General features: G+C 63.8%; 15 protein-coding genes and 1 riboswitch. Of the genes, 12 read left to right on the forward strand and 3 right to left on the reverse strand.

What is annotated here, in order from left to right; translation table 11 throughout:
* Positions 1-27: 27 nt before the first annotated feature.
* Together P7F60_RS05975 and P7F60_RS05980 are read right to left on the reverse strand one after the other, a co-directional pair.
* A complete protein-coding gene (locus P7F60_RS05975; RefSeq protein ID WP_277916799.1) occupies positions 28-1,575 on the reverse strand; it encodes an amino acid permease in 1,548 nt (515 codons plus the stop codon).
* Between the two features lie 197 nt (positions 1,576-1,772).
* Positions 1,773-2,528 (reverse strand): N-formylglutamate amidohydrolase, encoded by a 756-nt coding sequence (locus P7F60_RS05980; protein ID WP_277916800.1) that lies wholly within the window; start codon positions 2,526-2,528, stop codon positions 1,773-1,775.
* A 256-nt stretch (positions 2,529-2,784) separates the two neighbouring features.
* Here P7F60_RS05980 and P7F60_RS05985 point away from each other — a divergent pair, with 256 nt between their 5' ends.
* From P7F60_RS05985 to P7F60_RS06015, 7 genes are all read left to right on the forward strand, one after another.
* Positions 2,785-3,660, forward strand: a complete 876-nt coding sequence (locus P7F60_RS05985; protein WP_277916801.1) for a MurR/RpiR family transcriptional regulator — start codon at positions 2,785-2,787, stop codon at positions 3,658-3,660.
* 301 nt (positions 3,661-3,961) lie between these two features.
* On the forward strand, positions 3,962-5,065 hold the full coding sequence (locus tag P7F60_RS05990; protein ID WP_277916802.1) for an ABC transporter substrate-binding protein: 1,104 nt from the start codon (positions 3,962-3,964) through the stop codon (positions 5,063-5,065).
* A gap of 73 nt (positions 5,066-5,138) precedes the next feature.
* Positions 5,139-6,032, forward strand: coding sequence for an ABC transporter permease subunit (locus P7F60_RS05995; RefSeq protein WP_277916803.1), 894 nt, complete (start codon positions 5,139-5,141; stop codon positions 6,030-6,032).
* The gene (locus P7F60_RS06000; RefSeq protein WP_277916804.1) at positions 6,029-6,817 is read left to right on the forward strand and encodes an ABC transporter permease; all 789 of its coding nucleotides are present in this window, start codon (positions 6,029-6,031) and stop codon (positions 6,815-6,817) included. Before P7F60_RS05995 ends, P7F60_RS06000 begins: the two co-directional genes overlap by 4 nt.
* 11 nt (positions 6,818-6,828) lie before the next feature.
* Positions 6,829-7,890 carry an ABC transporter ATP-binding protein gene (locus P7F60_RS06005; RefSeq protein ID WP_277916805.1) on the forward strand — a complete coding sequence of 354 codons (1,062 nt, stop codon included), beginning with the start codon at positions 6,829-6,831 and terminating at the stop codon, positions 7,888-7,890.
* A 66-nt stretch (positions 7,891-7,956) separates the two neighbouring features.
* Positions 7,957-8,688, forward strand: coding sequence for a class I SAM-dependent methyltransferase (locus tag P7F60_RS06010; protein WP_277916806.1), 732 nt, complete (start codon positions 7,957-7,959; stop codon positions 8,686-8,688).
* A gap of 74 nt (positions 8,689-8,762) precedes the next feature.
* A riboswitch (FMN riboswitch) is annotated at positions 8,763-8,916 on the forward strand.
* Positions 8,917-9,065: 149 nt separating this feature from the next.
* The gene (locus tag P7F60_RS06015) at positions 9,066-9,518 is read left to right on the forward strand and encodes a 6,7-dimethyl-8-ribityllumazine synthase (RefSeq protein ID WP_277916807.1); all 453 of its coding nucleotides are present in this window, start codon (positions 9,066-9,068) and stop codon (positions 9,516-9,518) included.
* Positions 9,519-9,544: 26 nt separating this feature from the next.
* Here the strand turns inward: P7F60_RS06015 and P7F60_RS06020 are convergent, their stop codons facing one another.
* A complete protein-coding gene (locus P7F60_RS06020; protein ID WP_277916808.1) occupies positions 9,545-10,510 on the reverse strand; it encodes a GlxA family transcriptional regulator in 966 nt (321 codons plus the stop codon).
* A 110-nt stretch (positions 10,511-10,620) separates the two neighbouring features.
* Here P7F60_RS06020 and P7F60_RS06025 point away from each other — a divergent pair, with 110 nt between their 5' ends.
* The 5 genes from P7F60_RS06025 (at position 10,621) to P7F60_RS06045 (ending at position 17,296) form a co-directional block, all read left to right on the forward strand.
* A complete protein-coding gene (locus P7F60_RS06025) occupies positions 10,621-11,523 on the forward strand; it encodes a 3-keto-5-aminohexanoate cleavage protein (protein ID WP_277916809.1) in 903 nt (300 codons plus the stop codon).
* A 135-nt stretch (positions 11,524-11,658) separates the two neighbouring features.
* Positions 11,659-13,149: a carnitine 3-dehydrogenase gene (locus P7F60_RS06030; RefSeq protein WP_277916810.1), complete on the forward strand. Its 1,491-nt coding sequence runs from the start codon at positions 11,659-11,661 to the stop codon at positions 13,147-13,149.
* A gap of 127 nt (positions 13,150-13,276) precedes the next feature.
* Positions 13,277-14,437, forward strand: a complete 1,161-nt coding sequence (locus P7F60_RS06035; RefSeq protein WP_277916811.1) for an acyl-CoA dehydrogenase family protein — start codon at positions 13,277-13,279, stop codon at positions 14,435-14,437.
* A gap of 4 nt (positions 14,438-14,441) precedes the next feature.
* Complete coding sequence (locus P7F60_RS06040) at positions 14,442-16,517, forward strand: acetate--CoA ligase family protein (RefSeq protein WP_277916812.1); 2,076 nt, start codon at positions 14,442-14,444, stop codon at positions 16,515-16,517.
* Positions 16,514-17,296, forward strand: coding sequence for a carnitinyl-CoA dehydratase (locus P7F60_RS06045; protein ID WP_277916813.1), 783 nt, complete (start codon positions 16,514-16,516; stop codon positions 17,294-17,296). Before P7F60_RS06040 ends, P7F60_RS06045 begins: the two co-directional genes overlap by 4 nt.
* Positions 17,297-17,432 lie beyond the last annotated feature (136 nt).

The raw sequence follows: 17,432 nt of genomic DNA on the forward strand, positions 1-17,432 counted from the left end.
GGAAAAGCACGGCCCTCCCTGAAGTCATCAGCCTTGGCCCACGGCCTTTTCGGCAGCTGCAATTTCCGCCTGGCGGCGCGCCACTTCGTCGCCGATCGGCGGACCGCGGAAGCGGCGGCTTTCAAAGCCGAACCAGATGACGCCCGAAAGCACCAGGAAGCCGACCGTGATGTACAGCGCCCATTCGTTCGGCGGCTGGATGCCAAGCACGAAGATCAGGATCATCGCCAGGATCGTCAGCACGGCAAACAGCTTGAACATGCCCTCGCCCAAATTCCACGGACCCATCTTGTCCCACTTCTTCGTGCCCCAGGCGAACAGGCCGAGTCCAATCGGGATCGCGAAGGAGAAGAACAGGAAGATGACCGTGCAGGACACGACGATTGTATAGACCGGCGTCTCGCCGATCGAGACCAGCGACGAGCCCCAGACGAAGAGGACGGCGAGGATCGAGCCGGTCCAGATCGCCGCCACCGGTGTGCGATAGGTCGGGCTGACCTTGGCGAGCGCCCGCGAGGCCGGCAGGCCGCCATCACGCGAGAAGGCGAAGATCATGCGCGACACCGAGGTGACGGTCGCCAGACCGCACAGCCACTGGCACACCAGGATCGCCAGATACAGGATGTCCTTGATCGTGGAGTTCACTTGGGTGTCCATCGCCCAGAAGAACACGTTCCAGCCCTGCTTGGCGGCATCGTCCATGTTCGGCAACATCAGCACGAAAGAGCTGAGCATGATATAGCCGAAGATCGCCGACCACAGCACCGACATCACCATGCCGCGCGGCACCGAATGCGCCGCCTTGATGGTTTCTTCCGAGGTATGCGCCGAGGCGTCGTAGCCGGTGATCGTATAGATCGGCAGCAGAAGGCCGAGCAGGAACACCCAGGTGCCCGAAGTCTGCGGCCAGACATTGCCGCCCGCCTCGCCGGAATAATTGGCGAAGGTGAACAGGCGGGAGATTTCGTAGGACGGCGCCGACGCCAGGCAGACGATGGCCAGCGCAATCGAGGTGACGAAGATCAGGTAGCCGGAAATATCCGTCAGCTTCGCCGTCAGGCCGATGCCCATATGGTTGACCAGCGCCTGCGCGCCGGTGATCGCCACCAGGAAGACGATGCGCACGACCGTCGTGTCGGCCCAGCCGAAATAGGGCGTGCCGAAGGCGCCCATGAAGAAATAATAGGTGCCGACATTGATGGCGCCGAGCACGGTGACGAGGCCGAGCAGGTTGAACCAGGCGGTCAGCCAGCCGGTGAAGCGGTTTCCGAGGATCGAGCCCCAGTGATAGAGGCCGCCGGCCGTCGGATAGGCCGAGCTGATCTGCGCCATGGCGATGGCGAAGACCGCCGACACGAAGCAGCCGAGCGGCCAGCCGATGCCGATCGCGGCCCCGCCGGCGCCGGACGTCGCCTGCGCCAGCGAATTGATGCCGCCCGAAAGAATGCAGATGATCGAGAAGGAAACGGCGAAGTTCGAGAACGAACTCATTCGCCGTTCGAGTTCCTGGGCGTAGCCCATGGCATGAAGGACGCTGACATCGTCCTTCTTGTCGGTATCGCTATAGTCTGACATCGTGCCCCTGCTCCTCGCAGCCGGTCGCGAAATTGCGCCGGCCGTCTCCAGTTACCGTTGCGATCCGCAGGCTTTGCCCTTGGCGGATCGGCGCAGTCACTCCAACTGCTCCCCTTTGTTTTGGTCTTTTGCGGGCGCCCCGTGCGGATCGTTGCCGAACCACGAAAGGCGCCGCGACGCCTTTTTCATGCATTCCTTCAGGACAGGGCCGACAGGCTTTCCTGCAGCAGTCCCGTCAGAAAATCGGCTGCGACGTCCTGCCCGGTTTCGTCCGAAATCAGGTCGTTGCGCACCTCGATCATCACATTCGGCAGGCCGTGTCTCAGGCCGTGCAATTGCAGCGTATGGGTCACACCATCCGCCGGGCCGTAGGGCTCGTTGCGGGCAATGCGGTAGAGGCTGGTGTCGGCGGCGCGCATCAGCATGGCGTCGGCCAGCCGGCTGTCGGCATCGTGCAGCACGCCGATTTCAACCGCCCGTTTCACCCCGTGATAGACGGGCGTGAAGCTGTGCATGGTCAAAAGCGCTGTCTGCTGACCGCGCGCCTGCCGCACGGCGACGATTTCCTCGATGCGGGCGTGGAACGGCCGGTAGAGCGCTTTCGTCCGCTCGTCACGGTCTTGCGGGCTCAGGTCACGATTTCCGGGAATTTCGTAGATTTCGCTGACGTCGGGCATGGCGCCCGGCGCCTCCGGCGGCCGATTGCAATCATAGGCGAGGCGCGAAAAACGCTGATGCACCAGCGTCGCGTCGAGGCTGCGCGACAGCCGCTCCGCGACCGCCAGCGCGCCTGGATCCCAGGCGATATGGCTCGCCAGCGCCTCCTCGGACAGGCCGAGCGTGCCAAGCCGCTCCGGCAGGGCGCGCGAGGCATGTTCGCAGACGATCAGCACCGATCCCCGGGCATCGGGATTGAGAACGGCAACGGGATCGCCTTCGGCTTGCGTCAGCATCGCAACTCCACGAAAAATGAACAAGAGGCACTGGTCTTTCAAGCCGCATGGCGCCTGCGTCAGGACCGCACGCGGCCTCGCCTGCCATGGACGGGCGGCGCACCACCCTTCGATAGAGAAGAGAATTCTTCAGAGTTCGGCCAGTGTCAACCGGAATCTGAAAGCTTCTTTTCAAAAATCGCATTGACTCGCCGCCACACCCATGCGTTTATTTTCGCAACAATCCGGCAAAGACCGGAGCAGGGGAAATCGGCCGTTGCCAAGCATTCGAAAAACCGTCTCGGACGTGATCCGCGCGCGCTACGATGATCTGACACGCGCCGAAAAGCAGCTCGCAGACAGCCTGCTGGACAATTATCCCGTGTCGGGGCTCGGCAGCATCACCACGGTCGCGGAAAATGCCGGCGTCTCGACGCCGACCGTGGCGCGCATGGTGCAGAAGCTCGGCTTCAAGGGCTATCCCGAATTCCAGGCGCATCTGCATGCCGAACTGGAGGCGACGCTCTCCAGCCCGATCGCCAAGCACGACCGCTGGGCCGCCAAGGCGCCTGATGGCCATGTGCTCAACCGGTTCGCCGACGTCGTCATGGCCAACATGCGCCAGACGCTGGCCGATCTGGATACGGCGAGCTTCGATGCCGTCGCCACCCTGCTCTCGGAACGACAACGCAGCCTCTATTTCGTCGGTGGACGCATCACCAGCGCACTCGCCGATTATCTCTTCACCCATATGCAGGTCATCCGTCCGAACGTGACGCTGATGGCCTCGCGCACCGGCACCTGGCCGCAATACGTGCTGAACATGCGCGCCGGCGACGTCCTCGTCATCTTCGACATCCGCCGCTACGAGACGGAACTGGCGCGGCTGGCCGAAATGGCCCGTGCGCAGGGCGTCGCCATCATCCTGTTCACCGATGCCTGGGCCTCGCCGGTCGCCAAGTTCGCCGAGCACTGTTTTCGAATCGAGATCGAGGCGCCCTCTGCCTGGGATTCCTCCGTTGTCATCCTGTTCGTCGTCGAGGCGCTGATCGAGGCCGTGCAAAGCAAGAGCTGGGAAGAGACGAGCGCACGCATGAAAACGCTGGAAAACCTGTTTGAGCAGACACGCCTGTTTCGCAAGCCGTCGGAGTGAAAGGAGATGACAGCCGCTCAAGCGAAGAAAAAAGAAAAAAAGAGAAAGGGAAACGCGCACAGCCTGACTTGACCGATCCCCCGCTTGTTGCTTGGATAGGGCGGCAAGCCGGCGAGAGCGGCGAGCCCGGGATTTGAGGAAACCCCGGATGGAGTGAGCGAAATTCCCACATGCGACGCCTTGATGACGCGGTCCCCGGCCCTGCCGCCGTTTGCGGATCGCGCGGGCGGGGTCGTCACACGAGCTTCATATAACATCATTAACAGCGTCGCCGGACGCAGAAACCCAAAGGAGAACACAAGTGATCTCGACCATGACCCGCCTGCTCTCGCTGTCGACGGCGATGATGATCGCCATGTCGGCCGTTGCTTCGGCCGAACCCAGCCAGGAACTGATCGACGCCGCCAAGAAGGAAGGCACCCTGACCACCATCGCCCTTCCGCATAACTGGTGCGGCTATGGCGACGTGATCGCCGGCTTCAAGACCAAGTACGGCATCGAAGTCAATGAACTGAACCCGGACGCCGGTTCGGGCGACGAAATCGAAGCGATCAAGGCCAACAAGGGCAATTCCGGCCCGCAGGCTCCTGACGTCATCGACGTCGGTCTGTCCTTCGGGCCCTCCGCCAAGGCCGACGGCCTGATCCAGCCCTACAAGGTCTCGACCTGGGATTCGATCCCCGACAGCGCCAAGGATGCCGACGGCTACTGGTATGGCGATTATTACGGCGTTCTCTCCTTCATCGTGAACACCGACATCGTCAAGAACGTGCCGAAGGACTGGTCCGATCTCTCCAAGTCCGACTACGCCAACTCGGTCGCGCTCGCCGGCGATCCGCGCGCCTCGAACCAGGCTGTGCAGGCCGTCTACGCCGCCGGCCTCGCCGCCGGCGAGAAGGACGCCGCCAAGGCTGGCGAAGCCGGCCTGAAGTTCTTCGGCGAAGTCAACAAGGCCGGCAATTTCGTACCGGTCATCGGCAAATCCGCCTCGCTGGCGCAGGGCTCCACGCCGATCGTCGTCGCTTGGGACTATAACGGTCTCTCCTGGCGCGACAGCCTGAACGGCAACCCGCCGCTCGAAGTCGTCGTCCCGGCTTCCGGCGTCGTCGCCGGCGTCTATGTCCAGGCGATCTCGGCCTTCGCTCCGCATCCGAACGCCGCAAAGCTGTGGATGGAATACCTCTATTCCGACGAAGGTCAGCTCGGCTGGCTGAAGGGCTATTGCCACCCGATCCGCTTCAACGATCTCGCCAAGAACGGCAAGATCCCGCAGGACGTGCTCGACAAGCTGCCGCCGGCCGCCTCTTACGAAAAGGCCGTGTTCCCGACGCTCGAAGAACAGGCCGCCGGCAAGGAAGCCATCACCAAGAACTGGGATTCGGTCGTCGGCGCCAACGTCCAGTAATCGCCTCACACCCCTTCGCCTTTCGCAGGCGAAGGGGTATTCTGTTTTGCCTTTCGCCGCGCGGGCTTCATCGATGAGCACAGTTTCCACACCAATCGCCGCCACCAATCCGGCCCTGGACAAGGACCGGGTGGTCGACTGGCTGGGCATTGCGCCCTTCATGATCTTCGCCGTGCTCTTCCTGATTGCGCCGACCCTCTACCTGGTGGTCGGCGCCTTCTTCACGCCGGACGGCGCGCTGACCTTCAGGAACATCGCCGACCTCTTCACCCCCGGCATCCTCAGCGCCTACTGGATCAGCATCCGCGTTTCTGTCGCCTCGGCGCTCGGCGGCGCATTGATCGGCTTCTTCCTTGCCTGGGCCGTGGTGCTCGGCGGTTTGCCCACCTGGGTGCGCTCCGGCCTGCTCACCTTTTCCGGCGTTGCCTCGAATTTCGCCGGCGTGCCGCTCGCCTTCGCCTTTCTGGCGACGCTCGGCCGCACCGGCCTCGTCACCGTGCTGCTGCGCGATATCTTCGGCTTCAATCTCTACGGCACCGGCTTCAACCTCCTGTCCTTCTTCGGCCTGACCATCACCTACATGTATTTCCAGATCCCGCTGATGGTGCTGATCCTGACGCCGGCGCTGGACGGCATGAAGAAGGAATGGCGCGAGGCCGCCGAAGTTCTCGGCGCCAGCAACCGCCAATACTGGACGATGGTCGCCCTGCCGATCCTGTGGCCGAGCCTGCTCGGCACCGCGCTCTTGCTGTTTGCCAATGCCTTCGGCGCCATCGCCACCGCCTTCGCGCTCACCGGCTCGTCGCTGAACATCGTTCCGATCCTGCTCTATGCGCAGATTCGTGGCGACGTACTGCACAATGCCAATCTCGGCTATGCCATCGCGCTCGGCATGATCGTCATCACCGGCGTCTCCAATATCCTTTATCTTATGCTGCGCATGCGCGCCGAACGGTGGCAGAAATGAATTTGCAACGCTTCGGCGCCTGGGGCGCCATCCTCGTCGGCGCCGTCTATTTTCTCGTGCCGCTGATCGGCACGCTGGAATTCTCGCTGCGCATGCGCCGCGACGGCTACAGCCTCGATGCCTACCGGTCGGTGTTTTCCGACAGCCAGTTCCACCAGACCTTCGGTTATTCCATGCTGATGGCCTTGCTGACTATCGTCTTCGGCATGCTGCTCGTCGTGCCGACCGCCTATTGGGTGCGGTTGCGCCTGCCGCAGATGCGCCAGGTGGTGGAGTTCATCACGCTGCTGCCGCTGGTCATCCCGGCGATCGTCATCGTCTTCGGCTATCTGCGCATGTACAATTCATCCTCGATCCTGCCGCTGACCGGCTCGGTGACGGGCACGAACATACTGCTGGTGCTCTCCTACATCACCCTTTCGCTGCCCTACATGTACCGCGCCGTCGACACCGCCATGCGCGCCATCGACGTGCGCACGCTAACGGAAGCGGCCGAAAGCCTCGGCGCCGGCTGGGGAACGATCCTGTTTCGCTGCATCTTCCCGAACGTCATGAGCGGCGTGCTCTCCGGCGCCTTCATCACGCTCGCCATCGTCATGGGCGAATTCACCATGGCGGCCCTGCTCAACCGCCCGGCCTTCGGTCCCTACCTGCAGCTCGTCGGCGCCAACAAGGCCTATGAGCCTTCGGCGCTGGCGGTGATCGCCTTCGCCATCACCTGGCTCAGCATGGGCCTGCTCAATCTTGCCACCCGTTTCTCGAAAATCGCCCCCGCCAGGGCGTGAAGTGAAGGCCAATGTCGTTTCTGACCCTGCAAAACATCCAGAAATCCTTCGGCCCAGTCCAGGTCGTGCATAATTTCGATATGGCGATCGAGAAGGGCGAGTTCGTCTCCTTCCTCGGTCCGTCCGGCTGCGGAAAGACGACGATCCTGCGCATGATCGCCGGCTTCGAGAAGCCGAGCGGCGGCACGCTGACCATCGCCGGCAAGGACCAGCGGCCGCTGAAGCCCAACCAGCGCAATATCGGCATGGTCTTCCAGGCCTATGCGCTGTTTCCGAACATGACGGTGCATGACAACGTCGCCTTCGGCCTCAAGGTCGCCGGCAAGGCCAAGGCCGAGATCGATGCCCGCGTCAAGGAAATGCTGGCGCTGATCCGCCTCGATCATCTCGCCGACCGTTTCCCCTACCAGATGTCCGGCGGCCAGCAGCAGCGCGTGGCGCTGGCTCGCGCGCTCGCCGTCAAGCCGCAACTGCTGCTGCTCGACGAGCCGCTTTCGGCCCTCGATGCCAAGATCCGCGTCTCGCTGCGCGAGGAAATCCGCCTCATCCAGCAAAAACTCGGCATCACCACCGTCTTCGTCACCCACGACCAGGAAGAGGCGCTGTCGATCTCCGACCGCATCGTCGTCATGAATGCCGGCAAGGCCGACCAGATCGGCACGCCCTTCGAGATCTACAATGCCCCGGCCACCCGCTTCGTCGCCTCCTTCGTCGGCACGCTGAACATCATCGAGGCCAAGGTCGTCGATCCCGCCGCCAACCGCGTCTCCATCGGCGACCAGGCGGTGACGCTCAAGCAGCCGCTCGGCGGCCTCAAGGGCGGCGATACCGTGTCGCTGGCGCTCCGGCCGGAAGCCGGCTCGCTGGCGCAGAGCGCGCCCGGCGATACGGCACTGAGCGGCAAGGTCGTCTCGGCGCACTTCCTCGGCTCGGTCATCCGCACCCGCATGGATGTCGGCGGCGTCACCATCTCCTTCGACATGTTCAACAGCCCCGGCACCACCCCGCCGCAGGCCGGCGACATCGTCACCCTGCGCTTCGCCGCCGCCGACCTGCTGGTCATCCGCGACTGACGCGGGCCATTCACGGTTGATCTCCTGTCCGGGCTTTGGCATGACAAGGCCCGACAGGAGAGTTCCATGGCGCAAAACATCTACGACAACCCCGATTTCTTTGCCGGCTACAGCCAGTTGCCGCGGCAGGTCCACGGCCTCTCAGGCGCGCCGGAATGGCCGGCGATCCAGGCGCTGCTGCCCGACCTCCGGGGGCGACGCGTCGTCGATCTCGGCTGCGGTTTCGGCTGGTTCGCCCGTTATGCGGTCGAGCACGGCGCGGAAAGCGTGCTCGGCCTCGATATCTCCGAAAAGATGATCGCCCGCGCCAGGGCCGATACACCAGGCGACCGGATCGCCTACGAAATCGCCGATCTCGACCAATTGGAACTGCCGGCGGACCGTTTCGACCTCGCCTATAGCGCGCTGGCCTTCCATTATGTCAGCGATTTCGCCCGGCTGGTCCAAACCGTCCACCGGTCGCTCCGCCCCGGCGGCCATTTCGTCTTCACCATCGAGCATCCGATCTTCATGGCGGCGGCGCATCCGCACTGGATAGCCGATGAGGACGGCAGCAAAACCTGGCCGGTCAACAATTATGCCCGCGAAGGCGAGCGGCGCACCGACTGGTTCGCCAAGGGCGTTCTGAAATACCATCGCCGCCTGTCCACGACGCTGAACACGCTGATCGATGCCGGTTTTGCGCTCAACCGGCTGGAGGAATTCGCCCCGATGCCCGAGCAGATCGCCGCCTTCCCCGCCCTCGAAGAGGAACTGGAACGGCCGATGATGGCGCTGATCGCCGCCGAGCGTCGCTGAGACGGCCCTGTCGCAGCCGGTGAGGACAATGCCGTTTTGGCTTTGATTTTCCGGCGGAAGTCACGCTATAGTCACCTCGTTCTCAGGGCGGGGTGAAACTCCCCACCGGCGGTATCGGGGAAACCCCGGAGCCCGCGAGCGCTTTTGTCGGCAATGCCGGACAAGAGGTCAGCAGATCCGGTGAGAGGCCGGAGCCGACGGTTACAGTCCGGATGAAAGAGAGCAGGCTGGCTTACTCCGTGCTTTGGCGGAAGGAAAGTGCATGCATGTTCGCCCAAGGGACGCTTGGGATTCCAGGGTTCTTCCGAACCTTAGGGATCCGAAACGGAAACCATTGCACTGCGCCACCGCAGGCAACCCTTGAAAGGCTGGAAACAATGACAACTACCCCCTCGCGCATCGCCGTCATCCGTGGCCGCTGGCATTCGGATATCGTCGATCAATGCGTCAATTCCTTCGTCGCCGAATGGGAAAATCTTGGCGGCAAGGCGTCGGATGTCGAAATCTTCGACGTTCCCGGCGCGCTGGAAATTCCACTGCATGCCCAGACGCTGATCAAGACCGGCCGCTTCGCCGCCGTGCTCGGCACCGCCTTCGTCGTCGACGGCGGCATCTACCGCCATGATTTCGTTGCCGGCACGGTGCTCGACGCCATGATGCGCGTCAGCCTCGACAGCGGCGTGCCGGTGCTTTCCGCCGTGCTGACGCCCCACAATTTCCAGGAATCGGACGCCCATATCGCCTTCTTCCGCGACCACTTCGTCATCAAGGGCCGCGAAGCCGCCAATGCGGCGAAGAATATTCTGGCCGAACGCGCCAAGATCGCCTGATAGCATCGGGGCCGCGACACGCGGCCCTACCCCTGCAGCCTTTTTCGCGTCTCCGAAGCGCTTTCGCGAAACTGCGCCTTGTAAGCCCGCGCAAAAGCCGAGGCGGAGTTGAAGCCGGTGGTCAGCGCGATGTCGGCGAAGGGCAGCTTGCTTTCGATGACCTTGCGCCGCGCCGCATTCAGCCGGATCGCCATGTAATGCACATGCGGCGGCACGCCGATGCCGTCGCGAAACAATTCCTGCAGATGCCTGGCGCTGACGCCGACGCGCCGCGCCAGCCGCGCCAGCAGCAGCGGCTCCTCCACCGTTTCCTCCATGATCGTAACCGCCTGCGCCACGCGCTGGTCGACGACGCGCATGCTGCCGGTCGAGGGCATGCCGGTTTCCTCCGAGCGGCGCCCGTCCTGCTCGTAGATGAACTGCCGCGACACTTCCAGCGCCAGCGAATAGCCCTGCCGGCGGCGGATAATTTCCAGCATCAGGTCGACGGTCGGCAGCGAGCCGCCGGTGGTGATGCGCTTGCCGTCGATGACGAATCGCTCGCGCACCATGTCGATCTCCGGATAGGCGCGGGTGAAATCGTCGAAATCCTCCCAGTGGGTGGTGGCGCGCACCGAGGCGAGCAGACCGACCTCCGCCAGCAGCCAGCCGCCCGCCTCGATGCCGGCCACCATGCTGCGATGCCGCGCCGTCTTCGACAGCACCCTCTTCAAGGCCGGCGTCGTGTAGCGATCCCAGTTGTGGCTGGAGAGGATGAACAGCGGATGGCTCTCCTTGTCCGGCCGGAATGCGCCAGCGGCCGGGATGGAAATGCCGCTGCGCGTCTCGGCCGGGCGGCCGTCCGGGCTGAAGATCGTCCAGCGGTAGAGGTCGCGCCCGACGATGCGGTTAACGACGCGCAAGGGCTCGATGACCGAGGCGAACAGGATGAGGTTCGTCTCCGGCAGTACGAGAAGGTCGAGGTCGAGGGTTTCGGGAACGGGCTGGAACATGGCTGGGAACTCTCCGTCGCTCTTCCGATAATGTCAAGGATGGTTCCGATTTTGCAAAGCATGCGTAAGCACTTCAGCGCCTAATGCCGGGCAAAGAACGGAGGAACACCATGCCACTCGCCATGAATCGCGACGTCTTCATCACCTGCGCCGTCACCGGCTCGGGCGACACCGTATCCAAATCCCCGCATGTGCCGATCACCCCGAAGCAGATCGCCGATTCGGCCATCGACGCCGCCAAGGCGGGTGCGGCCGTCGTGCATTGCCATGTGCGCGATCCCGATACCGGCGCACCGAGCCGCCGCAACGACCTCTACAGGGAAGTGACCGACCGCATCCGCTCGGCCGAGGTCGACGTGGTGTTGAACCTGACCGCCGGCATGGGCGGCGACCTGATTTTCGGCGATGTCGAAAGCCCGCTGCCGTTGAACCCGAAGGGCACCGACATGGCCGGCGCCACCGAGCGCGTTTCCCATGTCGCCGAATGCCTGCCGGAAATCTGCACGCTCGATTGCGGCACGATGAACTTCAATCTCGGCGATTACGTCATGACCAACACGCCGTCGATGCTGCGCGCCATGGGCGCTAAGATGACGGAACTCGGCGTGCGCCCGGAAATCGAAGCCTTCGACACCGGCCATCTCTGGTTCGCCAAGCAGCTCGCCGAGGAAGGCGTGATCGAGGATCCGGTCCTCATCCAGCTGTGCATGGGTATTCCGTGGGGGGCGCCGGACGATCTCAACACCTTCATGGCGATGGTCAACAACGTGCCGTCGCACTGGACCTTCTCGGCCTTCTCCATCGGCCGCAACGCCATGGCCTACCCGGCCGCGGCGGTGCTTGCCGGCGGCAATATCCGCGTCGGGCTTGAGGACAATCTCTATATCGGCAAGGGCCAGCTCGCCACCAATGCGCAGCTCGTCGAAAAGGCGGCCAGCATCGTCGAAAACATGGGCGCCCGCATCATCGGACCGGAAGAGGTCCGCAAGAAGCTGAAGCTGACCAAGCGCTGAGGATCGGCGCACCTGCCCCTCGTCCGCTGACCGGCACGCTCTCCCCGCTCGCGGGGAGAGCGTCAGGGGCAACGCTGAATGCGCGATATCGACCCGTCAACCGACAAGACATTTCCAGAATTCGAGGCAACGAACATGACCAAGATCCACAAGGCCGCCTGCATCGGCGGCGGCGTCATCGGCGGGGCCTGGGCGGCCCGCTTCCTGCTCGCCGGCATCGATGTCGCCATGTGCGACCCGCATCCGGAAGCCGAGCGCATCGTCGGCGAAGTACTCGCCAATGCCGAGCGCGCCTATGCGATGATGACCATGGCGCCGCTGCCGCCCAAGGGCAAGCTCACCTTCGTCAAGAGCATCGAGGAAGCCGTGCAAGGCGCTGACTGGATTCAGGAAAGCGTGCCGGAGCGCATCGACCTGAAGCGCGGCGTCATCACCCAGATCGACGCCGCCGCCGACCCGAAGGCGCTGATCGGCTCCTCCACGTCAGGCATCCTGCCGACCGACCTGCAGCGCGACATGAAGCATCCCGAGCGCATGTTCGTCGCCCATCCCTATAACCCCGTTTACCTGCTGCCGCTCGCCGAACTCGTCGGCGGCGAGAAGACGGCGCCGGCAACGCTTGAGGAAGCCAAGGCCAAGCTCGCCACCATCGGCATGAAGGGCGTCGTCCTCAAGAAGGAAATCGAAGCCTTCGTCGGCGACCGTCTGCTGGAAGCTGTCTGGCGCGAAGGTCTGTGGCTGATTAACGACGACATCTGCGACACCGAGACGCTGGACGACATCATCCGTTATTCCTTCGGCATGCGCTGGGCGCAGATGGGCATGTTCGAAACCTATCGCATCGCCGGCGGCGAAGCGGGCATGCGCCATTTCATCGCACAATTCGGCCCCTGCCTTGCCTGGCCGTGGACCAAACTGACGGATGTTGTCGACCTGACCGACGAACTTGTCGACAAGATCGCCGACCAGTCCGACGCGCAATCCGGCGCCCGCTCGATCCGCGAGCTGGAGCGGATACGCGACGAGAACCTTGTCGGCATCATGCATGCGCTGAAAGCCTCCGACGACGGTCGCGGCTGGGGCGCGGGAAAGCTGCTCGCCGAATTCGAGGATCATCTCTGGGCCAATGCGAAAAAGGTCGAGACCGATCTTGGCGGCGCGCAGGCTATCCGCATCGTCGACACCAAGGTCAGCGCCGCCTGGGTGGATTACAACAACCACATGACCGAGCATCGCTATCTGCAGGTCTTCGGCGATACCTCGGACGGCATCCTGCGCCTGATCGGCGTCGATCTGGACTATGTCCGCGACGGCCACAGCTACTACACGGTCGAGACGCATATCCGCAATCTCGGCGAGGCCAAGCTCGGCGACGGGCTCTATTCGACCTGCCAAATCCTTGGCAGCGACGAGAAGCGGCTGCATGTTTTCTCGACGATCTACAACAAGGAAAGCGGCGAAGCGGTTGCCACCGCCGAGCAGATGATGCTGCATGTCGACTCCAAGGCTGGCAAGGCCGTGGCCGCCCCGGAAAGCGTGCTGTCGAAGCTGCGCGCCATCACCGAGGCCCATGCAACGCTGCCGCGCCCGGAAGGCGTCGGCCGCGCGGTCGGCCAGAAGCGCTGAGAACCGGCGCGAGCATCGAAGACAACACCCTCCTCCTGCTGGTCGGGAGGAGGGAAATTCCATTGAAAATACCCGGGTGCGCGAAGCGAAAAAGTGCCGCTGCAGCCGTGAAGGAGGGAGAATACCCATGAATTTCGGATTGACCGACGAACAGGAAATGATCGTCAAGACCGTGCGCGATTTCGTCGAAACCGAAATCTATCCGCATGAGGACGAAGTCGAGCGCACCGGCATCGTGCGCCCGGAAATCGGCGCGGAAATCGCCCGCAAGAGCAAGGAACTCGGCTTCTTCGGCTGCGCCTTTCCTGAGGACGTCGGCGGCGGCGGCCTCGATCACGTCACCTTCACGCTGGTCGAGCGCGAGCTTGGCCGCGGCTCGCTCGCCCTCTCCGCCTATTTCGGCCGCCCCTCCGGCATCCTGATGGGCTGCAATGACGAGCAGCGCGAGCGCTACCTGCTGCCGGCCGTGCGCGGAGACAAGTTCGATGCGCTGGCCATGACCGAGCCGGACGCCGGCTCCGACGTGCGCGGCATGAAATGCTTTGCGAAGAAGGACGGCGACGACTGGATCGTCAACGGCACCAAGCACTTCATTTCTCACGCCAACATCGCCGATTTCGTCATCGTCTTCATCGCCACCGGCGAGGAAGACACGCCGCGCGGCCCCAAGAAGCTGATCACCTGCTTCCTCGTCGACCGCGGCACGCCGGGCTTCGAAATCCGCGAAGGCTACAATTCTGTCTCGCATCGCGGTTACCACAACTGCATCCTGAACTTCGACAATTGCCGCCTGCCGTCGTCGCAGATCCTCGGCGAGCTGCACAAGGGCTTCGACCTCGCCAACGACTGGCTCTATGCGACGCGCATCACCGTTGCCGCCACCTGCGTCGGCCGCGCGCGCCGCGCCTTCGAGCTGGCCCTGCCCTATGCGGCCGAGCGCAAGCAGTTCGGCAAGCCGATCGGCGCCAACCAGGGCGTCTCCTTCAAGCTCGCCGACATGATCACCTCGATCGACGCCGCCGACTACCTGACGCTGGCCGCCGCCTGGCGCCTCGACCAGGGCCTGCCGGCCAACCGCGAAATCGCCTCGGCAAAAGTGTTCGCCTCGGAAATGCTCGGCCGCGTCACCGACGAGGCCATCCAGATTTTCGGCGGCATGGGCCTGATGGACGATCTGCCGCTCGCCCGCCTGTGGCGCGATGCCCGCGTCGAGCGCATCTGGGACGGCACCTCGGAAATCCAGCGCCACATCATCAGCCGCGACCTGCTGCGTCCCTACGGAGCGTAACGATATGGTCAAACAACTGGCACAAGGCTCGCTCGACCGTCTCATCCGCCCGAAATCCATCGCCGTCTTCGGCGGCAAGGAAGCGGGCCGCGTCATCGAGCAATCCAGGAAGATGGGCTTCAAGGGCGATATATGGCCCGTGCATCCCACCCGCGAAGAGGTTCACGGCTATAAATGCTACCGTTCGGTCGCGGATCTGCCCGCGGCCCCGGACGCCGCCTTCATCGGCGTCAATCGCTTGGCTGCCATCGAGATCATCGGGCAGTTGGCGGCGCGCGGCGCGGGCGGCGCGATCTGCTATGCCTCCGGTTTTTCCGAAGCCGTGAAGGAATTGCCCGATGGCCCCGCGCTTCAGGCGAAACTGGTCGAGGCCGCCGGCGACATGGCCGTCGTCGGCCCGAACTGCTACGGCTTCATCAACATGCTGGACGGCGCCCTGCTCTGGCCCGACCAGCACGGCATGATCCGCGTCGAGCGCGGCGTCGCCGTGCTGACGCAATCCTCCAACATCGCCTGCAACGTCTCCAACCAGGCGCGCGGCCTGCCGGTCGCCTATCTGATGACGGCCGGCAACCAAGCCCAGACCGGCATTTCGGCGCTGGCCGTGGCGGCGCTGGAAGATCCGCGCGTCACCGCCGTCGGCCTGCATATCGAAGGCTTCGACGATATCGAGACGCTGGAGCTGCTCGGCCGCCGTGCCCGCGAACTCGGCAAGGGCGTCGTCGCCCTGAAAATGGGCAAGTCGGAAGCCGCCCAACGCGCCACCGTCTCGCACACCGCCTCGCTCGCCGGCAACGACAAGGTTTCCGGCGCGGTGCTGGAACGCCTCGGCATCGGCCGCGTCAGCTCGCTGCCGGAGTTGCTGGAAACCCTGAAGCTGCTGCACGTTTTCGGCCCGCTCGCCTCGAACGCGATCTCCTCGATGAGCTGCTCCGGTGGCGAGGCGTCGCTGATCGCCGACTCGGCTGTCGGCCGCGACGTCGATTTCCGCGACCTCAAGCCGGAACAGCTCGGGCCGTTGCGCGAAACGCTGGGCGAGATGGTGACGCTGTCAAACCCGCTCGACTACCACACCTTCGTCTGGAGCAATCGCGAGAAGCTGACGCAGGCCTTCTCGACGATGATGCAGGGCGACTACGCCCTCAACCTCGTGCTGCTCGACTTCCCGCGTCTCGACCGCTGCGACCCGGTCGACTGGATGACGACGGTGGATGCGCTGGTCGACGCTGCCAAGGCGACCGGCGCCAATGCCGGCATCATCGCCTCCATGGGTGAAAACCTGCCGGAAGCCATGGCCGACCGCCTGTCACAAAACGGCCTCGTGCCCTTCATCGGCATCGACGAAGCGCTGGTGGCTGTGGAAACCGCTGCCCGCATCGGCCGCAACTGGAAGCGTCCGGTGGCTGCGCCACTGGTCAAGGCCGAGCTGATCGACGGCGACAGCGAAACCGTCACCGAGGCTGACGCCAAGGCGGAACTGGCCGCCGCCGGCGTGCCGGTGCCGCAGGGCAAGGTCGCCGCGACCCCGCAGGAAATCGCCAAGGCGGCCGAAGCGCTCGGCTTTCCCGTGGCCCTGAAGGGCCTCGGCGTCGCCCACAAGACCGAGGCCGGCGCCGTGAAGCTCAACCTGCAGTCGGTAGCCGAAGTCGAGGCGGCGGCGATCGCCATGGCCGGCGTCGCCACCGGTTACCTTGTGGAAAAGATGGTGGCGAAGCCCGTCGCAGAGATCATCGTCGGCGCCATGCGCGACCCGGTCGCGGGCCCGGTTCTCTCGGTCGGCGCCGGCGGCATTCTGGTGGAATTGCTGGAGGACGCCGTCGTTCTTCCGCTGCCGACGACGCATGAGGCAATCCGTGAGGCTATCGCCGGCCTGAAGGTCGCCAAGCTCTTGAACGGCTATCGCGGTCAGCCGAAGGGCGATGTCGAGGCGCTGGTCGCCGCTGTCGCTGCGACAGCAGATTATGTCGTTTCAAACGCTTCAAATGTCGAGGAAGTCGATATCAATCCTATAATGGTATTGCCGGCCGGCATGGGAGTGGTCGCCGCCGATGCCCTGATCAGGCGCAGGAGGAGAGCATGAGCGAACCTGTTCGCACCCGGCGCGTCGGCGGCATTCTCGAGGTGACGATGGATCGGCCCAAGGCCAATGCCATCACGCTGGAATACAGCCAGGCCATGGGCGAGGTGTTCCGGAACTTTCGCGACGATCCCGACATGCGGGTTGCAATCCTTACGGGCGCGGGAGAGAAGTTCTTCAGCGCCGGCTGGGATCTGAAGGCCGCCGCCGACGGCGCCTCCGTCGAGGGCAATTACGGTGTCGGCGGCTTCGGCGGCATCCAGGAGTTGCGCGACCTCAACAAGCCGGTCATCGCCGCCATCAACGGTATCTGTTGCGGCGGCGGTTTCGAAATCGCGCTGTCGGCCGACCTGATCATCGCAGCCACGCACGCCACCTTCTCGCTGCCGGAGATCCGCTCGGGCACGGTCGCCGACGCCGCCTCGATCAAGCTGCCGAAGCGCATCCCCTATCATATCGCCATGGATATGCTTCTGACCGGCCGCTGGCTGGATGCCGAGGAAGGCCATCGGTGGGGCTTCGTCAATGAGATCGTGCCGGCCGAGAAGCTGATGGAACGCGCCTGGGAGCTGGCGCGCTTGCTCGAAAGCGGGCCGCCGCTGGTCTATGCCGCGATCAAGGAAGTTGTGCGCGAGGCGGAAGCCTCCGATTTCCAGACGATGATGAACCGCATCGCCAGGAAACAATTGCGGACCGTCGATATGCTCTATGGCAGCGAAGACCAGCTCGAAGGCGCGCGCGCCTTCGCTGAAAAACGCGACCCGATCTGGAAGGGAAAATAAACAACCGCTTGACCGGACACGGGTTTTCGAACCTAATCACGAACAGGTCCCTTTACCGGCCAGGGGAAAGGCCGGGAGGGAAAACGCATTGCCAGGAAAAGTGGAATCCGGTTTTCCGCTCGGAAATGCGCCATTC

The sequence above is a fragment of the Rhizobium sp. YJ-22 genome (genome assembly GCF_029601685.1).
GTDB lineage: Bacteria > Pseudomonadota > Alphaproteobacteria > Rhizobiales > Rhizobiaceae > Metarhizobium.